This is a genomic window from Breznakia blatticola, assembly GCF_004365815.1.
Lineage (GTDB): Bacteria > Bacillota_I > Bacilli_A > Erysipelotrichales > Erysipelotrichaceae > Breznakia > Breznakia blatticola.
On the sequence record NZ_SODD01000002.1, the window covers coordinates 1 to 22,554 of the forward strand.

Genomic DNA, 22,554 nt, shown 5'->3' on the forward strand with positions numbered 1-22,554 from the left:
AACACAACTTTTAGAAGACAACAAAAAAACCAAGCAAAATTCACTTCATCGATGAATTTTGCTTGGTTAATGGATTCTTAACTTAATGACATTAGATATTCGAATTATTGTGGACTTGGTCTTAAACCATACATCAGATGAGCATGAATGGTTTGTGAATGTAAAAAAACATTCAAATAGTATGTATCGAGACTACTATATTCTTAAAGAAGGTAAAGCAGGCAAACCGCCAAATAACTGGGGAAGTTTCTTTGGTGGAAGCGCTTGGGAAAAACTAAATGATAAAGAATACTATTTAAAATTATTCTCAAAGAAAATGCCAGATTTAAACTGGTCAAATCGCAAACTTCGCACAGCATTATATCAAATCGCATCATGGTGGTTAGAATTAGGTGTAGATGGTTTTCGAATTGATGCAATTGCACATATTGCAAAAGATACTAGCTATAAAGATTCGACATTAGAAAGTGATACAGAATTTGTCTCCGACTGGTCAAAGTTTTCCAATTTACCACGAGTTCATGAATATATAAAAGAATTTCATGAAGAAGTCTTAGAACCCAACAATGCGTTTGCTGTGGGAGAAGTGGGAGGAGACCCCAGTGTTGAAGATGTTTTAAAGTATTGTGCATTCGATCGTAATGAGTTGGATGTAACCTTTACTTTCGATCATATGTGGTGTAATAACATCAACGAAGCATCCTCTTTAACAGAATTAAAAACCAATGTGAAAGAATTAAAAGAAACACTTGAACACTGGCAAGTATCCTTGATAAAGAAAGCATGGTATCCGTTGTATTGGAATAATCACGATTTCAATCGTTTGGTTTCAAACTATGGAAATGTGAAATATCCACAACAATCAGCAAAGGCACTTGCAACGTTAATGTATGGTATGTGGGGAACCATGTTTATTTATCAGGGTGAAGAAATTGGTATGGAAAACTATCCATTTACTTCGATTGATCAATTGGAAGATGTGCAAGCAAAAGGTCAGTATGAAGCAACACCATTACCACAACGTGAAAAGTTTTTAAGAAAACTGTTTATGACTTCACGAGATAACATGCGAACAGTAATGCAGTGGGACGACACAAAGAATGCGGGCTTTAGCAGTGCAAAACCGAGCATGCTTTTAAATCCAAATTACAAACGTATCAACGTAAAGCAACAAATGAGTGATCCAAATTCTGTTTGGCATTATTATAAAAAAATCATTCATTTAAAAAAATCAAACATGACCTTTATTTATGGTGATATTGTGTTTGCCGATGTGATTGCTGACCAGGTTATTCAATATGCAAGATTTGATGATCATAATCGATATCTTGTAGTTGTGAATTTGGGAGAGAATGATTGTGAAATTGAAATTCCAGACATTCAATCGATTATTTTATCAAATGTTAAAACAACAAAACCAATGGGAAACATATTGAAGTTATCTGCTTTCGATTCATATATATTTAAAGTAAAGTAACATATGTAAAGCACATCGAAAGGGTGTGCTTTTTAAATAAGGATAATCAAAATGAAAAATATACAAAACATTGATGACAATAAATGGAAAGATATTTCCATTGAAGCATTTGTCTCACTGATCAAGAAAACAGGTGAGCGGCCACTGGTTTTGATTGATGGACTAGCTGGTTCAGGTAAAAGCACACTTACTGCCATGCTTGCTAGTCACCTGGAAGCTAGTATTGTTGCTAGCGATGATTTAACATGGCATGCAGATCCAATCACCTGGAGTGAGATGTGTGTACGTGAGATAATAAAGCCGTGGCAGGCAAGTAAAAGTGTACGGTTTAAGCCAAATGCGTGGCATACACATCACCGACCAGGATGTATCTTTGCCGATGGAAAGAAACCATTACTTATTGAGGGTATGTCAGTGTGTAGAAAAACACTTAAGCAATTTGCAGAATACACCATTTGTGTATACGCAGATGAAGTCGTTGCACGTAATCGTGTTATTTCACGTGATCTTGCAAATCAAAGTAATGGTACAACTCGAAAAGAAGTTGAAGAATTTGCAGCTTGGTGGGATGCGCAAACACACCCATTTTTAATGATAGAACAAGCTTGGAATCACGTTGATGCAATAATTAAGATAAAGCAAATACAACCAACGGTAAAACTCCAAATACAACAAAATCCCAAGCATGTCGCTTCATTATAACTAAATGCATACACGAAAAAGAGGAATTATAGCAAATAATTTGCATCTCATACTTTTGCTTTTTTAGTTGTCTTCGTTAGCAATTGAAGTTTTCTCTATCCATAAGTTCAAGGAATCTACAATAAGTGACATTTTGTGTAGGTTTTCTTTAATCGTGTTAAAATCTTCCATCTCATCGTGTGAGATCACTTCATCAGCAACGATATTGATAAAACGTTCTTTATTGTTTGATAGTTCATTAAGTGTCGATAGCATTTCAAGCGATATCTGTGATAATGATTTCTCTTTAATTTCAGCAACTTGATCTTTACCTATTTCACAATCATGTGAACAATAATAATTGCATAATGATGGATTTTTATAACATGTTGCCATTGCCTTAGCTTCTTCAGGATATGGCAATGATTTATCATATTCTATTTTTTCTAAACGACTTTTTGATATTCCTAATGTGTCTGCAGCTACTTCACGTGTAAGGTTTGCTTTCTCACGACTTTGAAAGTAGTAATTTTTATTCTCTTTGATTGAACGTTGTCCCATAATCCCTCCACTAGACACACTCTAATACGTTTTTGTGAAAGTGTTAGAATGCGCTAATAACTACAATTGAAAGTTTCTCTTCTTTTGTATTCATTATAGACTATTTGTATATCAAAACAAGGTATTGTTTGGAGGGGATTGATTATATACATGACAAATCCAGAGTTAAAAAGAGAAATCAAGGAAGCTAAAGATGCCGGAAATAGAGCACTTACTAGTTTAGAGAGTGCGCTTAAACAACTAGAAAGTGCAAGTTCTTGGGGACTATTTGATATGCTTGGTGGTGGTCTTATATCAGGGATGATGAAACACTCAAGATTTGATGATGCTAGCGAGTATATGGAACAAGCAAAATATGAATTACAATGCTTTCAAAAAGAATTGTTAGATCTTAGCATTCCTGAAGATTTTGGCATTCATATTGGTAGTTTTCTAACTTTTGCTGATTTCTTCTTCGATGGAATTATCGCAGATTGGATGGTCCAATCAAAAATCAGTGATGCACGTTTACAAGTTGAACAAGCCATCGAAAAGATCCAAGTGATTATGCAAGATTTAGATGCGTGGGATAGTAAGGTAGGTGAAGAAGTATGTTAACATTTTTATTTTTAATTATTTTTAGTCGAATTATATGGGTAGCAGTGAAAGCCACTTGGTCAGTTACAAAGATCGTATTATTTATCTTTTTTATGCCACTACTTTTTATTGGTGCAATCATTGGTGGTTTGATGTATGTAGCAATTCCATTACTTGTGGTGGCAGGAATTATTTCTCTAATCACAAGACCAGTAAATTAGTAAGTAGTCCGAGGTTATTGTATAGCTTCGGATTTTTTTATTTGAGTTAACATTCAGTTAACAAAAAATATTATATAATATATCAAAGTGTCTATAAAATGATACAAGAGGGGGCTATCATGAAAATACTGTTGATTGAGGATACAAAACAACTTGCTGATTCATTAAAAATAGGGCTGGAAACATCTGGATTTGTTGTTGATGTAGCATATACGGGAAACCAGGGGGAAATGCTTGCTTGTGTAAATGATTATGATGTGATTCTTCTTGATTTAAATTTACCAGATAAAGATGGCTTAGATATCTTGCGATATTTACGAGATGAATTAATAGAAAGTCCAGTGATTATAATAAGTGCAAGAGATGAAATAGAACAGCGTGCATTAGGATTGGATTTGGGAGCTGATGATTATGTAATTAAACCATTTGATTTATTGGAATTACGTGCAAGAATTCATGCAGTGATTCGTCGTTTCCATGGAAGAGTAAATCCGGTGATTTCAATTGGTAGATTACAAGTAAATCCACTGTCTAGACAAGTACTGATTGATGAGAAAGAAGTTCATTTGTCTGCTAAAGAATTTGATGTATTAGAATATATTGCTATGCAGTATCCAAATGTTGTATCTAGCGAACAAATTGCTGAACATATTTATGATGATATGTATGATCCATTTTCATCAGTTTTGCGTGTACATCTTGCAAGGCTAAGAAAAAAACTTGCTGATTGTGCCAAAACGGAAATGCTTATTAATATACGAGGGAAAGGGTATAAGTTATGCGTAGATTAATAAAACATCGAAGAAAAAGTGCATTCGCAATTGCACTATTTTCATTAAGTATTACCTGTGTGTTAATTCTTGCCATATATGTTGTATATCAAGATGTTGATAAAAGTGCTTCAAATCAAAGTGGTATTTTATATCAACTATCAAGTGAAGAATTAGCAAGCTCTATAATTGATAAAACGGATATAACCATCCAAGATTCACGAATGATTCCAATTCAAAAATATCAAAGTCACATTCAAAATCAAGTGTTTGCTTCTCTTGTACCGTATGGAATGACATGTATCGTGTTTTTGTTTATTGTCTCTACACAGTTTTGGCTATATATGAGAAGGTTACACGATAAAGAAGCATATCAACTAGCACAGCATTTAAAGTATCGTGAATATGAAACTGAAGTAGATCATCCAATGCTACAAGAAACCGTTCGATTACTAAAAAAGAGTTTTGATGAACAACTTTATGACCAACAAAAACTATACTCTTATTTATCACATGAACAAAAAAATACACTTGCGATTCTTAAAACGGAGTTGGAAGCGACAAATCATAAAGAGTATCAAAAGAAACTCGATGATTTATCAAGTAGTATTGATGATGTGTTAACTTTAAGTGAATCAAAAGAGTATGTAACAATGGGGATTGTGGATGTATCTTTAGTTTGTGCAGAGGTTTGTGATCAGTATAGACGTGTATATCCAAAGATAGCATTTTCCTTTGATGAACAGGATATATGTGATGTTTGGGGAAAACATCGTTGGTTATTTCGAGCAATTAGTAATTTAGTTGATAATGCAATTAAATATGGAAGTAATCAAAAAGTTTCAATTGAAGTAAAACGCGAATATGATTGTGTAATTGTCATAGTAAAAGATCAAGGTGTGGGAATTCCTACAAAAAAACAAGATCAAATTTTCCAACATAGCTATCGCGTAAATGAATTAAATCAAGATGGGTATGGAATTGGTCTTAGTTTGGTGCGACATGTTTGTGATTTATGTAGTGGATTTGCATATGTAGAAAGTAAGGAACAAGAAGGATCTACTTTTTATCTATCCTTTCCAGCAGTATAAAGTGTTAACGTTCAGTTAACAATGACTATGCTAAACTGCAAATAATTGAAAGGAGATATTCATGTATATATTCACACATGCAATAAAAAACCTTGGTCGAAACAAGGGAAGAAATATAATGATGGCATTTATGATTTTGTTACTTATCGCAACTAGCGTAGTTGCAATTGTAATTAATCGAACAAGTGCTTCCATTATTGATGATTATAAAAGTAGATTTGGTTCAAAAGTAGCGATTGACTTAGATTATGATAAACTTGCGACTTCTTCAGTGAGTAGTGTTTCCTATATTACAACAAAACAGTCGATTGATTTTGCTGAATCTGAGTATTTACTAGAGAGTAGTTTTGATGCGAAAATATCTGCACATATTAAAGACATTCATGTTTTAGATGAGGAAAATGCACCAGATACAAGTACAAGTGGAGCATTTGGCAGTAATCAAAATCCATCACCAACTGAAGAAATTGCGATGCCAAATATGACACTTATCGCATCAAGTCGTAAAGATATAAGTGATGAGTTTGTATCCGAAACACGAAAACTAACATCAGGAAAGTATCCGATAAATACTGGTGAATGTATGATTAGTGAACAGCTAGCCACGCTAAACAAACTAAAGGTTGGAGATTCACTTAAGCTGCAAGATATGGGACAAAATCCAAAAACATATACGTTGAAAATTAGTGGTATCTTTACAGATCACGCTTCAGATTATCCAAGTGAGGAAGAACAGTTTCCTTTACCATGGAACAACCGACACAATGAGGTTTTTGTGAATATGGATACGATTTTGGATACTGGGATACTAGATAATGATAATCGTGCATTAACTGCAATTTATACATTAAAAAATCCAAGCGACTTGAAGGCATTTCAAAAAGAATTAAAACAAAAAGGATTGCCTGAGTATTACAAAGTAACTACGGATGAAGCTGGTTACCAAAGTGTAGTTGGTCCAGTTGAGGAAATGTCGAGTATTACAAGCACATTTCTTATTGTCATCTTAGTCATGGGGGCAATTATCCTAAGTGTACTTTCGACAATGAGTATACGTGAAAGAAAATATGAAATTGGAGTATTACGTGCGATGGGAATGCGAAAATCTAAAATAAGTATTTCCTTTCTATTTGAATCACTGATTATCACAAGTATTTGTTTATTGGTTGGGTTAGGAATTGGAAATGTTGTTGCTCAACCCGTAGCAGACACATTACTTGAAAAGCAAATTGAAATTGCTAATGAAGCACAAATGTCTGGTGAAATGCAACAAGTAGGTGGTGCTTTTAGTGAACAAGAAGAACAACCAGCACTCTCTCAAGTTCATATAGCAATGGATGAACAAGCAATACTTTATATCATGTTGGTTGCTTTAGGATTAGCAACTATATCTAGTTTGAGTGGAATCATGTATATAACAAGATACGAACCGATGAAGATTCTTGTTGAAAGGAATTGATAGAATGAGTGTATTAGAACTTAATGATGTTTGTTATACATATGCAGGAACAACTAAGCAAGTATTACGAAATATTCATATTGCATTTGAAAATGGTAAAGTGTATGGAATCATGGGTAAATCAGGAGCAGGAAAAAGTACACTGTTGTCTTTGATTTCTGGACTTGATATTTGTCGAGAGGGTCGTATTACTTTTCAAGGACAAGATGTTGCTACATGTAATCGAGATGATTATCGAGCAAGAAAAATCGGTGTGATTTTTCAAGGGTATAATTTACTAACAAATGCAACAGCATTAGAAAATATAGAACTTGCTATGCAAATTAGTGGATGCAAAGGAAATATTAAATCTCGTGCACTTGAACTACTTGCAAGCGTTGGCGTGACTAAAGAAATGGCAAAGCGTAAAGTTTTGAAATTATCTGGAGGAGAGCAGCAACGAGTTGGGATTGCACGTGCAATTTCGCACGATCCAGATGTTGTGATTGCGGATGAACCAACTGGAAATTTGGATCATGAAACACAAGATGTTATTATGAATGAATTAAAAAAACTTGCGCATGAACAAAAAAAATGTGTCATAATTGTTACACACGCAAGAAAAGTTGCGTCTGATGTTGATGAATTATGGGGTCTCAATGGTGGAAAACTATCATTTATCAAGCATCAGAATAAAATGTAATGAATTGGAGGAAGAACATGAATCAAGTGATTAAAAAATGTTGGATTGCACTTTTAGCAATTGTTGTATATGGTGGATTAGGTATAGGTGCAATTATGATAGTAGTTGCAGCAATAGGAATTTTGGGTGTATCCATCACGAATATGATCGGAATTACAGACCAACCATTTCAATTTGCTAGTATCCATATACAAGGGATTTCACAAATCTTGTTTGCCATAGTTATAGCAGTTTTACTATGTGGACTTGCATGGGTATGTTACAAAGGAATTCAACGATTTCAGATGTATCGCAAATCTGTACAATAAATTATTAAATACAAAATGTAGAGTATTTTTCCACAAAAAGTTATAAATTCATGTATAATTTAGACTTGTTTACTAGATATTACACATACATATATGTGTTTAAGGAGAAATATGATTCAGAATAAAAAGATTTTATGGATTACGCAAACCGCTGTGTTTGTTGCGTTATTAGTTGTTGTGCAAGCAGCAACAGCACCTTTAGGAAATACCCTAATAACAGGTAGTTTAGTAAATATGTTACTAATTATTTCAGTTATGACGTGTGGTGTATTCTCGGGAATGAGTGTTGCTCTTATCTCACCAATTATGGCTAGGCTTGTTGGTATTGGTCCACTTTGGTCGATCATTCCATTTGTGGCACTAGGAAATCTCGCATTAATTCTTGTATGGTATTTTGTGGGGAATCGCAAGATGTCTAGCCTATATGTGTCATACATTGTTGCCTGTGTTTTAGGTGCAATTGCTAAGTTTGTTGTTTTATATATTGGAGTAGTAAAAATTGCAGTACCAATTATACTTGCATTACCCGAACCACAAGCAACTGTAGTCTCTACAATGTTTGCATTACCACAATTGTTTACAGCATTACTTGGTGGAGTTGTAGCTCTACTTGTATTACCAAGAATTAAACAAGCACTTAATCAAGCCTAATAAATAAAAAGATGTAAATCTTCTACGCGTTGTAGTGATTTACATCTTTTCTTTATCCTTTTAAACCTCTTGATTGACGGTCCATATCTTCAACTACGATATCATAGATTTCACCAAGCGTTGCGCAATACTTAAGCACATCCCAAGGTTCATTCGTATGATAGTGGATTTTGATAAGTTCATCATCTCCGACGGCTAATAAACTATCTCCTTTGAAGTTATTTGAAATATAATCAAATATCACATCTTCATTTAACTCATGTCCTTCAATGAGTAATTGTGTATCATATCTAAATTCTGTCATACATATACCTTCCTTTGTTTTATTATGGTTTGTTTTTACTCAATAGTCAAAAGAAAAAGCATCAGTGATGCTCATTCTATAAAAAGAGTAATAAACTTACTGCCATTACGATCATTCCAAGAATTAATCCATAAATGGAAATATGATGTTCTCCATATTCTCTGGCAGCTGGTAGTAATTCATCAAATGAGATGAATACCATAATTCCGGCAACTCCGGCAAAAATACAACCAAAGACAACATCATTCATAATCGGCATTAATACTAACCAACCAACTAAAGCCCCAATAGGCTCTGCTAATCCGGATAAGAATGAATATTTAAATGCTGTAGCTTTTGAACCTGTCGCATAATAAATTGGTGCAGATACTGCAATTCCTTCGGGAATATTGTGGATTGCGATTGCTACGACAATGGGGATTGCAAGCGTTGGATCTTGTAAAGCAGATACAAAGGTTGCAAGTCCTTCAGGAAAGTTGTGAATTCCAATAGCTAAAGCGGTCATCACTCCCATGCGATGCAATTTCTTTTTATCTCGTTCAACCTTTGTTTCTAATTGAAAATCAACTTCTTTTGGTTCATGTGGATTTTCTTCACTTGGTACCAGTTTATCGATAATAGCGATTACAAACATTCCCACGAAAAAGGAAATGACGGTAACCCAACTTCCAAGTTTTTCACCAAGTTCACCAATGAGTGTATGTTGCGCACTTGCAAATATCTCAATCATGGATACATAAACCATGACTCCAGCAGAGAACCCAAGAGAAAATGATAAGAATTTTTTATTTGTGCGTTTTGCAAAAAAGGCGATACAGCTTCCAATACCAGTACATAAACCAGCAATTGCTGTAAGCATAAATGCAATCATTACGTTACTCATGTATATTCTCCTCTTCTAAAAGTTAGTTATATCTAACTTAATCCAATACTATCACTTTGATAGGGGGTGGTCAACTCTTATAACTTTATATATATATTTAATCATAGTTTAGAAGAATGCTAAAGAAACATGCACGTAATAAAAAGCAAGCGTCAAGCTTGCTTAGTGTCTGTTGCCGTGGTGGCGATTTCCTTGTCCATTTTGATGGTGTTGATTTGTATTTTGTTGGTTGTAGTAAATACAGTCTTCATTATGTCTAGCAGTTCCATCACAGTTTGGATTGCAGCAATTTGCTGGACAATTTGCATGCTGTTGATGGTGGTTATACATAGGTGTTGTTTGTTTTGTACTTGTGTTTGTATTTACTTGTTGATAGTTTGGATTGTAGACACAATCCGCTTTGTGTAAACCTGTACCATCGCAGTTAGGATTACAACAATTCATTGGACAGTTTTCATGTTGTTGATGTTGCATAATCGGTGTTGTTTGTTGATTTGTTGTATCGATACTTGGAGTGCTAGTTGTTTGTGTTTGGTTTGGATAGATACAATTTTCATTGTGCAATGCATTTACATGTTTGTGTAGATGGGTTTGTAGTTCTTTTTTGTATGTCCCATCAAAACAATTTCCTTTAAATGTGACTTGTACATCATTTGCATCTACGCCTTCAAGATATCCTTGTTCATGGTACTTAGTCAGTAGCGAAGTGAGTACTGTCGTTGCTGTACGATCTTCATAAGTAATATCCTTAACTACTGCTTTTGCCTTTTGATCTTTTGGCTTTATTTGGACAACTTTACCATCTTGATCCACTTGTAATTCTACAGATGGTAGTGTTTTTAATAAGATGGTACCACTACTTGTTGGGGTGCTGGTGATTGCACTACAACCGATGCACATTGCAAACATAAGTAAAGCTGCGCATACATATTTTATTCGTTTCATTTGATGAACCCCCTTTGTTTGGTCACTATACCTTACGTAATGCAAAACAAATAAGTGGGGTCAAAACGAAAAATTACTTATTATGTTGTTTCTTTTCTTGCTCGCGTTTTTGTTCATGTGTTTCTTCTTGGGTATTGTGTTGCTTGTTATTTTGTTGCCTATTATTATTTTGTTGTTGTTGTTGGTGTTCATCAGGAGTCGTACTAGGATTTCCTTGGTTTTGATGTTGTTCTTGCTTGCGTTCATGTTTTTTAGAGATGTGTTCAATTTCATAATCGATTTCTTTATGACATAACTTCTCCTTTAAGTTTAATTCAAGGTTATTACTAATACTATCGTATAGTTTCTGGTCATCTGTATCAATATATACCTCGATGGTTTTTCCGTCGACTAATGTATCATTTTGCATTCCATAATCAATAATTGCATTGGCAAAATCAATGTAAGTTTTGTGTTTACAGTTCATACTTTCTAGTGCTTCTACAGCATCTGGATTCAACCCTTCTATTTCAAGTATATTTCCATCTGTATCAATATCGATACGGTATTCAGGATTGTAACTCAACCAAATACTTGCAGCAGCAACTGGTGTATTAAAGGTTGGAATGATGAAAAGTATAAGTGCAATACATACACTAAGAACAGCAAACCGAGGAATCCACTTTCGTCTTTTGTGTGTCACTACTTCTTGTGTTGTGATATCTTCATAAGGAATGATTGCATCAATTTGATCACCAAGTTGATAATTGAAATTTAAAGCTAGACTAAATGTACCTTCTTGGTCAAGAACGACAACGTAGCTTTCATGTACTTCTATTACTACGTATTTCATGAAATCACTCCTTTCGTTTTTGGTTTTGTAATTTTGTGTAAATGTTCACGCATAAACTCGTATCCATTTGAATAGATAATTAATAATGCAATGATATAACTTCGATGACGTTCGATAATTTTCCTATCAATGTTTATAAGTTGCAAGATATCTTTTATTGGTAAACGTTTGGATTCTTTGAGTTGCATAATTAATGAAGGCTTTTCTATTGCAACATATATAATTTGTCTACATGCTTCAAGTGTCCGTGTTTGTTTTGGAGCCTGTTTTGCAATATCTGTTAGTTGCAAAGAAAAACTTTGTAGTTCTTGTTGGAACTCGATCAGTTCTGCTTGAATTGCTGTTGTTGCTGGAATGGTATATCGATACGTGTTAGATGGAATATGATCTAACAAGGTTTGATTTTCTTCATCACTTTCATCTAAAGATATAAGTGTATGTTTTTTCTCGCTACGAAGATAATCGATAACTTTGTGTTTCATAACTCGTGCTGCATAATTTAGGAACGTACCTTTATCAGATTCATACGAATTTATGGCATGATAAAAACCCAACATTGCAAAACTTAGTTCATCATCAACACCATAAACAACATGCCGTTTACATACCTCACTAGTTATCGTAGCTATAAACGGTTTATATTGTTTGATTAATGCATCAGCAAGAAGTGGGTTATACTTTGCGGCTTTTACTTGTTTTTCAATTGTGTTATCAACGCGCATTTGTTTCATGTATCATCCTCTATAGACTCATCATAGTACAACAACTAGAAATGGTAAATAGATATTCCTTCTACCTATAGTATACGTATGAAATATTGTAAAAATGGGGTAAAAAAAGAGGAATTTGCATTCCTCAAGGTTTTATTTGTCGTAATATATTTCTGCTTTGATTTTTTGTTCCTGTGCATCACCTTGTAAGGTTTTGATAATTAGAAAACCAAAGTCGATAACTGCTGCAGCACTACGTCCAGTAATAATCTTTCCATCAATTGCTGTATATGTATCTACATACGTACCACCAAAGTCTTCGTTCATACTTGTAAAACATGTGTAATACTTGTTTTTTAAGTAACCAAGACGACCAAGGATTGTTGGTGCAGCACAAATTGCGGCAACATATTTATCATGTTTCATAAAGTAGTCAATGATATTTGTTACTTCTTTACTGTCTTCAAGTTCTTTCCAGTGGGGACCGCCAGGCAAAAACAACATATCGTATGTTGTATAATCTACATCTTTTAATGATTGGGTTTTTGAAACGGTAATATCAAAACGTCCAGTTGCTTCTGTGCCGTGCAATGAGGCAATATCTACTTCCAATCCAGAACGTCTAAGTAGGGCAATTGTTCCAACCGCTTCAAGTTCTTCGAAACCATTACTCATAATTGTTAAAACTTTCATGTTATGTTCCTCCTAAGCAAGCTTAGTATAGCACGTTTTGGTAGGGAAAATGCATCTGCTGACTAAAGAAAAAAACTTGGTTTCCCAAGTTTAGTTAATCATTTCTTTTTTATAGAAGCGAGCATTTATTGTACGTTTGTTGATTGATGCACCATCTAACTGGCTTACTGCTTGTTTTGCAATTTTCTTATCAACATTTACAATGCAGTATTTATTACGTAAATCAATTTTACCAATTTGGCTTGATTCCGCTTGTGTACTAATTAAGATCGCATCTTCAATTTGCTTTGGTGTCACTCGACTGTTTTTACCAATTGATAGTTTAATATCAATTCCACCCTTTAGGACTGGACGTTTGATTTTTTGCATTTGTGGCATAGTTGTACTAGCTACAGGTGCATCCACTGTATTTGTAATCATTGCAAGTAATGCAGCGATAATGCCTTGATGACCTAAGCCTTCTGCATATAGCTCATTAATTAATTCAAAATCAATTGCTGTTTCACTCATTGTTTTTGCAATACTCACGATTTCTTGTTTAAGTTTCTCTTTGCGAATGGCATCAATATCCACTTTTGTTGGGATTTCTTGACGTGTAATTTCCGCTTTAGTGAATTTCATCAATCCTTTTAATTGGTTAAATTGACGATTTCCTTGCACTAATGTAATCGCTTGTCCATTTTTACCAGCACGACCGGTACGTCCAATACGGTGCACATAAATTTCATTATCTTGTGGTAAATCGTAATTTACAACTAAATCGATATTGTTCACATCAATTCCACGTGCTGCAATATCCGTAGCAACCAAAATACATTGTTTTGCATTTTTGAAGTTATTCATAATTTTCGTACGACGTTCTTGTTTAATATCACCATGTAATGCATGTGCTTTGTGATCGGATTTGCTTAAGGATTCCACTAAATCATCAACTCCAGCTTTCGTGTTACAGAAGATTACACATAACTTAGGATTATAGTAACTAAGTAAGGTTTGTAAGACTTCACGCTTTTTCTCGCCACGTGGGATATCGTAGAATATTTGTTGAATGGCATCTACGGTTTTGTGTTTACTTTTAATTTCGATTTCTACAGGATCCTTCAAATACGTTACAGCGATTTGACGGATTGGTTTTGGCATTGTAGCACTAAATAAAATGGTTTGGTGTTCAGGTTTTGCCTTACTTAAGATAAATTCAATATCTTCACGGAATCCCATGTTCAACATTTCATCTGCTTCATCTAAAACCACACAATCGCAGTCGTGTAATTTAATTGTTTTACGACGAATGTGATCATTTAGTCTTCCTGGTGTACCAACAATGATTTGGACACCTTTTTTAATCGCGCGGATTTGGCGGTCGATTGGTACACCTCCAAATACACTTACGAGTTTAATTCCTTCGATGTATTTACAGAATTTACGAAGTTCTTCTTCGACTTGTAATGCAAGCTCTCTAGTTGGACAAACAACCAAAACTTGTTTCATTTGCTTCTCACTGATTTGTTGAATCAATGGAAGACCAAAAGATGCTGTCTTTCCTGTACCTGTATTTGATTTGGCAATAATATCATGACCAGCTAACACAAGCGGAATTGCTTTTGTTTGAATTTCGGTTGGTTCTTGATATCCTTGCTCGCTAATTGCGTGTAATAATTGTTCGTTTTTTAATAGTTCGTTAAATTTGCTCATTTGTCCCATACTTTCTTTGCTTGCGCAATTTGCTAATTATATATGTGAATGTGAAAAATAGCAAGAAATACTTTGAAAAGTCGCTTATTTATGGGTGTTTTATGAACTATTTTGAATATAAGGAAGAATATATTTCTAAATTGTGTATTTTTTAGATGTTATTATTGCGAAAAATTATATATACGTTAGAATATTTTTTGATTGTAAAATAAATTAATCATGGATTTTATTTGACAGTTTATGCACTATAACTATAAGATAAAGTTAATTGAAGGGAGGATATGCTATGAATACGATGTTATTTACTTACGCGCTAGAAGTAGCAGAAAGTGGATCAATTACACATGCCGCTGAGAATCTATACATGGCACAACCAAACCTTAGTAAGGCGATTAAAGAATTGGAAGATCAACTTGGATATCAAATCTTTGAACGGTCGAGTAAGGGGATGTTTCCAACAAAAGAAGGGGCAGAGTTTTTAACTTATGCTAAAAGCGTATTATCTCAAATTGAAAAGATAAAAAGCTTATCTGCAAAAAAACGTTCCAATGTAGAACTCTTTGATGTTTCGATTCCAAGAGGGAGTTACATTGCCCAAGCATTTACGGACTTTGTAAGTCAGGTAAATATGGATCGAGGAATTGATTTCAATATGCAGGAAACAAACTCGGTAAAAACAATTACCACAGTTGCAGATGGAACTTTTCATTTAGGAATCATTCGTTATCAAGTATTTCATGAGAAATATTTCACAGATTATATACGTAATCGTAAATTGGACATGGAATCATTATGGAAGTTTAAATTATATTTAACTTTCTCAAAAGATCACCCACTAGCTAAAGAGGATAAGATTAAACAAAAAATGTTAACACCATATTTAGAAATTGTGCATGGTGATAATGCAGTTCCATATTTAAATGTTGAATATATGAATAATGCAGGAGAAGATACACAACGTAAACGTATTTATGTATATGAACGGTATAATCAATTTGATTTACTTGAAACAATCACGAGTTCCTATATGTGGGCTTCACCAATTCCAAAGAAGATTTTGGAAAAGCATAATTTAGTACAACGATCATGCGTTGGTGTTGAACTCGTTTATCGTGATGCAATTATTTATCCGCAAGGATATCAACTATCACTACTAGATAAACGCTTTATTGAATGTGTATTGGACGAACAAAAACGCGTTGCTGAAATAAAATTTAGATAAATAAAATGACCACTGATTCAGATGAAATTAGTGGTTTTTCTATGTTTTTCAAAAAAGCTATTGACATAAAATTAAGAGAGTTATATTATTGTATTAGTAATTTAATACAGTTAGGAGAATTTATGAGCGATTACATAGTAAGAACGAAAAGTTTAACAAAAACTTATGGTAGACGTAATGTAGTTGATCACATCAATATGCATGTGAAACGTGGAGAAATCTATGGTTTTATCGGACGAAATGGTGCTGGTAAGACAACTACATTGAAAATGATTGCCAATCTTGTTAGCCCAACAAGTGGTGAGATGGAATTGTTTGGTAGTACAGATTTAAAACAAGCACGTAAGAAAATTGGGGTATTAATTGAAAATCCTGGATTATATCCAGCTATGAATGCCTATGACAATATTAAGATGAAATGCTTAATGCTAGGCATTGAAAATAGTGATAAGAAAATTAAGGAATTATTAGAACTTGTTGGTTTGCAAAATGCGGCAAACAAAAAAGCGAAGAATTTTTCTTTAGGGATGAAACAACGACTTGGTGTTGCGATGACATTAGTCAATGATCCAGAACTTATTTTACTAGATGAACCAATTAATGGTTTGGATCCACAAGGAATTGTTGAACTTCGTGATTTATTTTTAAAGTTACAACAACGTGGAATTACAATTATTGTTTCAAGTCACATCTTGGAAGAGTTAAGTAAGATTGCCAACCGTTTTGGAGTTATTGCTTCAGGTAAATTAATTCGTGAAGTGACAACAGAAGAATTACATACACTATCACACACAGCAATTGTGATTGAAGTAGATAAGGAAGTCGAAGCGAAAAAAGTATTGATGGACTTTGGAATTGAAGATTTCCGTCAAGATAAACAAACATTCTTCGTGTTTGATAAGGATGCAAATCCTGGAAAAATCAACACTGCGCTTGTACAAGCAGGAATTGAAGTTTCAAGTATTCGTACACAAGATGAAGACATTGAAACAATGTTTATTAACATGATGGGAGGAGCAAACTATGTTTAAAATGATTAAGATGGATCTTTACCGTCTCTTTCGTCAAAAGAGTTTCTATTTTGTCGGACTTGCAATTGCATTTTTTGCGGCAATGGCAGTATTTTCTCTATCAATGGCTCTAGAATATGGAGTGTATGATGGATTAACTGAAAGTAATATTACAATCGAGAAAATGTTTCAACTGACTAGAAGTGATTCGTCATTTGCAATGATTATGGCGATTGGAGCAATTATATTTACGAATGTTGATTTCAGTAGCGGATATATTAAAAATATCGCTAGCAATGTAACTAATAAAACGATCATTCCAATGTCAAAATTTATCGTAAATGTATTCGCTTCATTTATTTACATCGTATGGATGTTTGTTGTTTTAGCCGTTGGTTCACTAATTATGTTTAACGGAATTAGTTTTGGAAATGTAGGAAATATTGTAATTGAAATGTTATTGTACCTATATTTTGTAATGAACTTTATTGCACTTGTTATTGGATTATGTATGTTATTACGCAGTAGTGCTGGTTCGATAACAATTCTAGTTTGTATTGTCTTGTTTTCAGGACTAGTATATGCAGCAATTAATTATGTGGTATCAATTGATTTAACACCATACTCAACAATTGCAAATATTTCAAGTTTTGCACTTGATGCAAAAGAATTACCAACTATGATGCTTAGTGCACTCGTTGGTATTGTTGGATACAACGTTGTTGGTGCAATCGCAATGCAGAAAAAAGATATTTAATCTGAGTTTAGTAAGTAGCTATAGTAAAATATGGCTACTTTTTTACTATATAAAATCTTATATGAAACCCTTTTCATTCATATATAGTATAATTTTTGTGAAATTGTTCACATTTGGACTTGCAACAACGATATTGTTGTGGTAATATAGGCTCAACCAAAATAAGTGAAACTTTTCACAACTAGGTGCAGGAGGAAATATGGCTAAAGTAGAAAAAGTAGAAAAAGTAGAAATTAGCCCAGCTCAAAAAGAGGTTAACACATTAGTTGACAAAGGGTTAAAAGCATTAGATGAATTTAGACTTCTTGATCAAGAACAAGTTGACTACATCGTTGCAAAAGCAAGTGTTGCAGCACTTGACCAACACGGGGTATTAGCTGAAGCAGCTATCCAAGAAACTGGTCGTGGTGTATTTGAAGATAAAGCAACAAAAAACCTATTCGCTTGTGAACACGTTATTAACTACATGCGTGATTTAAAAACTGTAGGTGTTATTGCTAGAGATGATGAAGCAGGGATTGTAGAAATCGCTGACCCAGTAGGAGTTGTTTGTGGAATCGTTCCAACAACAAACCCAACAAGTACAGCAATCTTTAAATCATTAATTTGTTTAAAAACAAGAAACCCAATTGTATTCTCGTTCCACCCAAGTGCAAACCGTTGTTCTCAACAAGCAGCAAAAGTTGTATATGATGCAGCAGTTGCAGCAGGAGCTCCAGAAAACTGTATTCAATGGATTGACACACCTTCAATGGAAGGAACAAATGCATTAATGAACCACGATGGAATTTCAACAATTCTAGCAACTGGTGGTAACGCAATGGTTCGTGCTGCTTACTCATGTGGGAAACCAGCATTAGGAGTTGGAGCAGGAAACGTTCCAGCATACATTGCTAAAGATGCAAATTTAAAACAAGCGACAGCTGATATCGTATTATCTAAAGCATTCGATAACGGAATGATCTGTGCCTCAGAACAAGCTGCTATCGTTGACAAAGAAGTATACGAAGAAGTGAAAAAAGAATTCAAATCTTACCATGCATACTTTGCTACACCAAAAGAAAAAGCAATGTTAGAAGCATTCATGTTTGGTGTAAACTCACCTGCAGAAGCTGATCAAGCTAGATTAAATGCAAATGTAGTTGGTAAATCTGCATACTGGATTGCTGAACAAGCTGGATTCAAAGTGCCAGAAGACACAAACATCATTTGTGCTGAATGTAAAGAAGTTGGGGTTAAAGAACCATTAACTCGTGAAAAATTATCTCCAGTATTAGCATTCATTAAAGCAAACAACACTGAAGATGGAATCACTAAATCAGAACAAATGTTAGAATTCAACGGTTTAGGACACTCTGCTGCAATTCACACAGCCGATGAAGAATTATCAGTAGAATTCGGTAAACGTGTAAAAGCGATCCGTGTTATTTGGAACTCTCCATCTACTTTTGGAGGAATCGGTAACGTATATAATGCATTCATTCCTTCATTAACACTTGGTTGTGGATCTTATGGACGTAACTCTGTAGGAGATAACGTAGGACCACTTAACTTAATTAACGTGAAAAAAGTAGGGAGACGTAAAAACAATATGCAATGGTTTAAAGTACCTTCAAAAATTTACTTTGAAAGAGATTCAATCGAATACCTAAGAGACATGGAAGATGTTAACCGTGTAATGATCGTTACAGATAAAGCAATGGTTGACTTAGGATACGTAGATAAAGTAACAAAACAATTGATGGCTCGTGACAATAATGTAAAAGTACAATTGTTCTGTGATGTTGAACCTGATCCAGATATTACAACAGTTAACAAAGGTGTTGAAATCATGCGTTCATTCCAACCAGATGTAATCGTTGCACTTGGTGGTGGTTCTCCAATGGATGCTGCAAAAGGTATGTGGTTATTCTATGAAGCACCAGAAACAAACTTCTTTGACTTAAAACAAAAATTCATGGATATTCGTAAACGTGCATTCCAATACCCTAAATTAGGACAAAAAGCTCGTTTAGTTTGTGTGCCAACTACAAGTGGTACAGGTTCTGAGGTAACTCCATTTGCGGTTATTTCTGACAAAGCAAACAACAAAAAATACCCATTAGCTGACTATGCATTAACACCAAACGTGGCAATCATTGACCCAGCATTCACAATGGGATTACCTGCATCAGTTACAGCTGACACAGGTATGGACGTTCTTACTCACGCCCTTGAAGCATTAGTTGCAGTATTAGGAAGTGACTACACAAATGGACTTGCTACACAAGCTATCCAAGCAGTATTCAAATTCTTACCAAGAGCTGTTAAAAATGGTAAAAACGATCCTGAAGCTAGAGAAAAAATGCACAATGCATCAGCAATGGCTGGTATGGCATTCGCAAATGCATTCTTAGGAATGTGTCACTCTATGGCTCACAAGATTGGTGGAGTTCACCACGTACCTCACGGACGTACGAACGCAATCTTACTTCCATATGTAATTCGTTACAATGGAACAAAACCATCAAAATTATCTTTATGGCCAAAATACAACTACTACAAAGCTGATGAACAATATGCTGAAATCGCACGTTTAATCGGTTTAGATGTAAAAGATACAGCAGATGGTGTTGAAAAATTAGCACAAGCTGTTGAAGCTTTACTTGCAGAAGTTGGAATTGCTAACAACTTCAAAGCACAAGGTGTTGACGAAAAAGCATGGATGGATTCAGTTCATGAAATGGCAATGCTTGCTTATGAAGACCAATGTACGCCTGCTAACCCAAGACTTCCACTTGTTGAAGATATGGAAGCTATCTTAGTAAAAGCTTACAACGGTACAAAATAGACCATATTTCCTGGAGGTATCATCAGTATTTGATGAACCTCCTTTTTTGTTTGCTTCATACAAGGAAATATACTATAATTAGCCATAAAATAACGAAAGGATATGTTTATGGATTTTAATACGATAATGAAAGCAGAATTGCACTGTCATTTAGATGGTTCAGTATCTGTAGAACTACTTGAACAACTCGCAAAAGAACAAGATCCATCTTTTGCCTTATCAAAAGAAGAAGTAGAAAATTTAGTTAGTGTGGATGATCAGTGTCCAGACTTAAAGACATATTTAGAAAAGTTTGATTTCATCTTGAAACACCTACAAAGTCAGGATGCATTAAAACGTGCAACCGTGGATGTACTAAGTCAAGGTGCTAAAGAAAATGTATGTTACATGGAACTGCGTTTTGCGCCAACCTTTCATTTAGAAAAAGGACTGACAATCAAAAAAGCAATTCAAGCAGTATTACAGGGAATGAAACAAGCAAAGCAACAATTAGGTATCGAGAGTAGTTTAATTGTTTGTTTGATGCGTCATGAAAGTAAAGAAACACATGATAAAGTCATTCAAGCAGTAAAAGAGATTCGTCGTCGACACAATGTGGCTATGGATTTGGCTGGAGATGAGCATGCATATCCAACGATTGGCTTTAGTGAACAAATCGAAAAGATGTATGCACTTAAAATTCCATTTACGTTACACGCAGGAGAAACAGGAAATGAAGTGAATGTCATGGATTCGATTGTGTTAGGGGCCAAACGAATTGGTCATGGACTTGCAATGTCTTCATATGATGAGATAAAACGTTTTGCACGCTCGCAAAAAGTGATGGTGGAAATGTGTCCAACAAGTAACTTGCAAACCAAAGCAATTGCTTCACTAAAAGAATATCCAATCAAAGAGTTTATGAATGATGAAATTCTAGTATCCATTAATACGGATAATCGAACGGTTTCTCATACCAACCTAACAAGAGAATTTGAGAAGTTAAATGAAGCATTTCCAGTTGATGTAAACATGGCAATGAAAATCACAATTGATACAATCGAAGCTGGATTTATGGATGAAAATACACGTGCACGTCTATTAGAAAAAGTACAACTTGCATATCAAAGTTTAGAACAGTCAGCGTAATGACTGTTTTTTCTAGGGTTACGATTGCCAACATGGTATAATAGATAGGAAAATGGAGATTCTATGAGGATATTACTATATTTTGAAAATGAAAAAATGATTAAAACTAGTGGAATTGGTCGTGCAATGAAACATCAAATGGCTGCCCTTGAAAGTCAAGGTATTGACTATACAACGGACCCTACAGATGAAAATTATGACATTCTTCACGTAAACACATATATGATTAACTCTTCACGCTTAATTTCAAAAGCGGAAAAAGCAGGGAAGAAAGTAGTGGTTCATGCCCATAGTACAGAAGAGGATTTTCGTGACTCGTTTGTTTTAAGTAATCAAATCGCACCAATTTTTAAAAAGATTATTATGAACGTATATTCGCAAGGAGATTACATTCTTACACCAACCCCATATTCAAAACGAATCTTAGAAGGATATGGATTAACACAACCAATTGAAGCGGTAAGCAATGGAATTGATATTCACCGATTTAACTATAATGAAGAAAAGGTAAAGGCATTCCGTAAATACTTCAGTTTAAAAGAAGATCAAAAAGTTGTAATTGGGGTAGGTCTATATTTCGATCGAAAAGGAATTTTGGATTTTGTGGAAGCTGCAAAACGTCTACCTGAATATACATTTATTTGGTTTGGATATACGCCTTTATATACGGTGCCAAAACATATTCGTGAAGTGGTAAGTGAAAATGATATTCCAAACTTATTATTCCCTGGATATGTAAAGGGACCAATTATTGAAGGTGCATATAGTGGTGCAAATGCCTTTTTCTTTCCTAGTAAGGAAGAAACCGAAGGGATTGTTGTGCTTGAAGCATTAGCAAGTTACCAAAATGTTATTGTTCGTGATATTCCAGTTTTTGATCCATGGTTAGTGGATAAAGAAAACTGTTATAAAGGAAATAGTGTAGAAGAGTTTTGTCAGTTGATCACTGGTGTGGTAGAACAAAGTCTTCCATCCACAAAAGAAGCAGGTCGTCAAACTGCGCTGACACGAAGTATTCCAGAAATTGGAAAACAACTAGCTTTAGTCTATGAAAAAGTATTAATGAAATAA

24 protein-coding genes are annotated in these 22,554 nt (G+C 34.4%); 16 read left to right on the forward strand and 8 right to left on the reverse strand.

The genetic code is table 11. From position 1 onward, the window contains the following. Positions 1-85: 85 nt before the first annotated feature. The gene (locus tag EDD63_RS00805; protein ID WP_134167491.1) at positions 86-1,477 is read left to right on the forward strand and encodes an alpha-amylase family glycosyl hydrolase; all 1,392 of its coding nucleotides are present in this window, start codon (positions 86-88) and stop codon (positions 1,475-1,477) included. 51 nt (positions 1,478-1,528) lie between these two features. Beyond that, complete coding sequence (locus EDD63_RS00810; protein WP_134167493.1) at positions 1,529-2,179, forward strand: nucleoside/nucleotide kinase family protein; 651 nt, start codon at positions 1,529-1,531, stop codon at positions 2,177-2,179. Positions 2,180-2,242: 63 nt separating this feature from the next. On the opposite strand, the gene EDD63_RS00815 is transcribed toward EDD63_RS00810, so the two are convergent. Beyond that, on the reverse strand, positions 2,243-2,719 hold the full coding sequence (locus EDD63_RS00815) for a helix-turn-helix domain-containing protein (protein WP_134167495.1): 477 nt from the start codon (positions 2,717-2,719) through the stop codon (positions 2,243-2,245). Between the two features lie 150 nt (positions 2,720-2,869). Here EDD63_RS00815 and EDD63_RS00820 point away from each other — a divergent pair, with 150 nt between their 5' ends. The 8 genes from EDD63_RS00820 (at position 2,870) to EDD63_RS00855 (ending at position 8,477) form a co-directional block, all read left to right on the forward strand. Further along, positions 2,870-3,316: a hypothetical protein gene (locus EDD63_RS00820; RefSeq protein WP_134167497.1), complete on the forward strand. Its 447-nt coding sequence runs from the start codon at positions 2,870-2,872 to the stop codon at positions 3,314-3,316. Further along, positions 3,310-3,516: a hypothetical protein gene (locus tag EDD63_RS00825; protein WP_134167499.1), complete on the forward strand. Its 207-nt coding sequence runs from the start codon at positions 3,310-3,312 to the stop codon at positions 3,514-3,516. Before EDD63_RS00820 ends, EDD63_RS00825 begins: the two co-directional genes overlap by 7 nt. Before the next feature lie 119 nt (positions 3,517-3,635). Beyond that, positions 3,636-4,307 (forward strand): response regulator transcription factor, encoded by a 672-nt coding sequence (locus EDD63_RS00830; RefSeq protein ID WP_134167501.1) that lies wholly within the window; start codon positions 3,636-3,638, stop codon positions 4,305-4,307. Further along, the gene (locus tag EDD63_RS00835; RefSeq protein WP_134167503.1) at positions 4,295-5,377 is read left to right on the forward strand and encodes a sensor histidine kinase; all 1,083 of its coding nucleotides are present in this window, start codon (positions 4,295-4,297) and stop codon (positions 5,375-5,377) included. Before EDD63_RS00830 ends, EDD63_RS00835 begins: the two co-directional genes overlap by 13 nt. 61 nt (positions 5,378-5,438) lie before the next feature. After that, a complete protein-coding gene (locus EDD63_RS00840) occupies positions 5,439-6,836 on the forward strand; it encodes an ABC transporter permease (RefSeq protein WP_134167505.1) in 1,398 nt (465 codons plus the stop codon). Positions 6,837-6,840: 4 nt separating this feature from the next. Continuing rightward, entirely contained in the window at positions 6,841-7,518 is a 678-nt protein-coding gene (locus tag EDD63_RS00845; RefSeq protein ID WP_134167507.1) for an ABC transporter ATP-binding protein, read from the forward strand. Between the two features lie 17 nt (positions 7,519-7,535). Then, on the forward strand, positions 7,536-7,826 hold the full coding sequence (locus tag EDD63_RS00850) for a hypothetical protein (protein WP_134167509.1): 291 nt from the start codon (positions 7,536-7,538) through the stop codon (positions 7,824-7,826). A gap of 111 nt (positions 7,827-7,937) precedes the next feature. Further along, a complete protein-coding gene (locus tag EDD63_RS00855; RefSeq protein ID WP_134167511.1) occupies positions 7,938-8,477 on the forward strand; it encodes an ECF transporter S component in 540 nt (179 codons plus the stop codon). A 52-nt stretch (positions 8,478-8,529) separates the two neighbouring features. On the opposite strand, the gene EDD63_RS00860 is transcribed toward EDD63_RS00855, so the two are convergent. From EDD63_RS00860 to EDD63_RS00890, 7 genes are all read right to left on the reverse strand, one after another. Beyond that, on the reverse strand, positions 8,530-8,781 hold the full coding sequence (locus tag EDD63_RS00860) for a kinase to dihydroxyacetone kinase (protein ID WP_134167513.1): 252 nt from the start codon (positions 8,779-8,781) through the stop codon (positions 8,530-8,532). Between the two features lie 76 nt (positions 8,782-8,857). After that, positions 8,858-9,664, reverse strand: coding sequence for a zinc transporter ZupT (gene zupT, locus EDD63_RS00865; protein WP_134167515.1), 807 nt, complete (start codon positions 9,662-9,664; stop codon positions 8,858-8,860). A 162-nt stretch (positions 9,665-9,826) separates the two neighbouring features. Next, positions 9,827-10,609, reverse strand: coding sequence for an anti-sigma-I factor RsgI family protein (locus tag EDD63_RS00870; RefSeq protein ID WP_134167517.1), 783 nt, complete (start codon positions 10,607-10,609; stop codon positions 9,827-9,829). Between the two features lie 73 nt (positions 10,610-10,682). Continuing rightward, complete coding sequence (locus tag EDD63_RS00875; RefSeq protein WP_134167519.1) at positions 10,683-11,441, reverse strand: anti-sigma-I factor RsgI family protein; 759 nt, start codon at positions 11,439-11,441, stop codon at positions 10,683-10,685. Beyond that, the gene (locus EDD63_RS00880) at positions 11,438-12,172 is read right to left on the reverse strand and encodes a sigma-70 family RNA polymerase sigma factor (RefSeq protein WP_134167521.1); all 735 of its coding nucleotides are present in this window, start codon (positions 12,170-12,172) and stop codon (positions 11,438-11,440) included. The genes EDD63_RS00875 and EDD63_RS00880 overlap by 4 nt, the downstream gene beginning before the upstream one ends. 132 nt (positions 12,173-12,304) lie before the next feature. Then, complete coding sequence (locus tag EDD63_RS00885; protein WP_134167523.1) at positions 12,305-12,844, reverse strand: DJ-1/PfpI family protein; 540 nt, start codon at positions 12,842-12,844, stop codon at positions 12,305-12,307. A gap of 90 nt (positions 12,845-12,934) precedes the next feature. After that, the gene (locus EDD63_RS00890) at positions 12,935-14,536 is read right to left on the reverse strand and encodes a DEAD/DEAH box helicase (protein WP_166667494.1); all 1,602 of its coding nucleotides are present in this window, start codon (positions 14,534-14,536) and stop codon (positions 12,935-12,937) included. A gap of 286 nt (positions 14,537-14,822) precedes the next feature. Between EDD63_RS00890 and EDD63_RS00895 the strand changes: the two genes are divergently transcribed. From EDD63_RS00895 to EDD63_RS00920, 6 genes are all read left to right on the forward strand, one after another. Then, positions 14,823-15,758: a LysR family transcriptional regulator gene (locus tag EDD63_RS00895; protein WP_134167527.1), complete on the forward strand. Its 936-nt coding sequence runs from the start codon at positions 14,823-14,825 to the stop codon at positions 15,756-15,758. A 122-nt stretch (positions 15,759-15,880) separates the two neighbouring features. After that, positions 15,881-16,789 (forward strand): ABC transporter ATP-binding protein, encoded by a 909-nt coding sequence (locus tag EDD63_RS00900; RefSeq protein ID WP_134167530.1) that lies wholly within the window; start codon positions 15,881-15,883, stop codon positions 16,787-16,789. Then, entirely contained in the window at positions 16,782-17,525 is a 744-nt protein-coding gene (locus EDD63_RS00905) for an ABC transporter permease (RefSeq protein ID WP_134167532.1), read from the forward strand. The genes EDD63_RS00900 and EDD63_RS00905 overlap by 8 nt, the downstream gene beginning before the upstream one ends. 199 nt (positions 17,526-17,724) lie before the next feature. Continuing rightward, positions 17,725-20,355, forward strand: coding sequence for a bifunctional acetaldehyde-CoA/alcohol dehydrogenase (gene adhE, locus EDD63_RS00910; protein WP_134167534.1), 2,631 nt, complete (start codon positions 17,725-17,727; stop codon positions 20,353-20,355). A gap of 108 nt (positions 20,356-20,463) precedes the next feature. Beyond that, positions 20,464-21,483 carry an adenosine deaminase gene (add, locus tag EDD63_RS00915; RefSeq protein WP_166667495.1) on the forward strand — a complete coding sequence of 340 codons (1,020 nt, stop codon included), beginning with the start codon at positions 20,464-20,466 and terminating at the stop codon, positions 21,481-21,483. Between the two features lie 63 nt (positions 21,484-21,546). Further along, the gene (locus tag EDD63_RS00920) at positions 21,547-22,554 is read left to right on the forward strand and encodes an LTA glycolipid anchor biosynthesis glycosyltransferase, IagA/BgsA family (RefSeq protein WP_134167538.1); all 1,008 of its coding nucleotides are present in this window, start codon (positions 21,547-21,549) and stop codon (positions 22,552-22,554) included.

Excerpts from the sequence above, each read along its gene's own strand:
- EDD63_RS00805 (WP_134167491.1), top strand. The coding sequence starts at position 86 with ATGACATTAGATATTCGAATTATTGTGGACTTGGTCTTAAACCATACA.
- EDD63_RS00810 (WP_134167493.1), top strand. The coding sequence starts at position 1,529 with ATGAAAAATATACAAAACATTGATGACAATAAATGGAAAGATATTTCC.
- EDD63_RS00815 (WP_134167495.1), bottom strand. The coding sequence starts at position 2,719 with ATGGGACAACGTTCAATCAAAGAGAATAAAAATTACTACTTTCAAAGT.
- EDD63_RS00820 (WP_134167497.1), top strand. The coding sequence starts at position 2,870 with ATGACAAATCCAGAGTTAAAAAGAGAAATCAAGGAAGCTAAAGATGCC.
- EDD63_RS00825 (WP_134167499.1), top strand. The coding sequence starts at position 3,310 with ATGTTAACATTTTTATTTTTAATTATTTTTAGTCGAATTATATGGGTA.
- EDD63_RS00830 (WP_134167501.1), top strand. The coding sequence starts at position 3,636 with ATGAAAATACTGTTGATTGAGGATACAAAACAACTTGCTGATTCATTA.
- EDD63_RS00835 (WP_134167503.1), top strand. The coding sequence starts at position 4,295 with ATGCGTAGATTAATAAAACATCGAAGAAAAAGTGCATTCGCAATTGCA.
- EDD63_RS00840 (WP_134167505.1), top strand. The coding sequence starts at position 5,439 with ATGTATATATTCACACATGCAATAAAAAACCTTGGTCGAAACAAGGGA.
- EDD63_RS00845 (WP_134167507.1), top strand. The coding sequence starts at position 6,841 with ATGAGTGTATTAGAACTTAATGATGTTTGTTATACATATGCAGGAACA.
- EDD63_RS00850 (WP_134167509.1), top strand. The coding sequence starts at position 7,536 with ATGAATCAAGTGATTAAAAAATGTTGGATTGCACTTTTAGCAATTGTT.
- EDD63_RS00855 (WP_134167511.1), top strand. The coding sequence starts at position 7,938 with ATGATTCAGAATAAAAAGATTTTATGGATTACGCAAACCGCTGTGTTT.
- EDD63_RS00860 (WP_134167513.1), bottom strand. The coding sequence starts at position 8,781 with ATGACAGAATTTAGATATGATACACAATTACTCATTGAAGGACATGAG.
- zupT (WP_134167515.1), bottom strand. The coding sequence starts at position 9,664 with ATGAGTAACGTAATGATTGCATTTATGCTTACAGCAATTGCTGGTTTA.
- EDD63_RS00870 (WP_134167517.1), bottom strand. The coding sequence starts at position 10,609 with ATGAAACGAATAAAATATGTATGCGCAGCTTTACTTATGTTTGCAATG.
- EDD63_RS00875 (WP_134167519.1), bottom strand. The coding sequence starts at position 11,441 with ATGAAATACGTAGTAATAGAAGTACATGAAAGCTACGTTGTCGTTCTT.
- EDD63_RS00880 (WP_134167521.1), bottom strand. The coding sequence starts at position 12,172 with ATGAAACAAATGCGCGTTGATAACACAATTGAAAAACAAGTAAAAGCC.
- EDD63_RS00885 (WP_134167523.1), bottom strand. The coding sequence starts at position 12,844 with ATGAAAGTTTTAACAATTATGAGTAATGGTTTCGAAGAACTTGAAGCG.
- EDD63_RS00890 (WP_166667494.1), bottom strand. The coding sequence starts at position 14,536 with ATGAGCAAATTTAACGAACTATTAAAAAACGAACAATTATTACACGCA.
- EDD63_RS00895 (WP_134167527.1), top strand. The coding sequence starts at position 14,823 with ATGAATACGATGTTATTTACTTACGCGCTAGAAGTAGCAGAAAGTGGA.
- EDD63_RS00900 (WP_134167530.1), top strand. The coding sequence starts at position 15,881 with ATGAGCGATTACATAGTAAGAACGAAAAGTTTAACAAAAACTTATGGT.
- EDD63_RS00905 (WP_134167532.1), top strand. The coding sequence starts at position 16,782 with ATGTTTAAAATGATTAAGATGGATCTTTACCGTCTCTTTCGTCAAAAG.
- adhE (WP_134167534.1), top strand. The coding sequence starts at position 17,725 with ATGGCTAAAGTAGAAAAAGTAGAAAAAGTAGAAATTAGCCCAGCTCAA.
- add (WP_166667495.1), top strand. The coding sequence starts at position 20,464 with ATGGATTTTAATACGATAATGAAAGCAGAATTGCACTGTCATTTAGAT.
- EDD63_RS00920 (WP_134167538.1), top strand. The coding sequence starts at position 21,547 with ATGAGGATATTACTATATTTTGAAAATGAAAAAATGATTAAAACTAGT.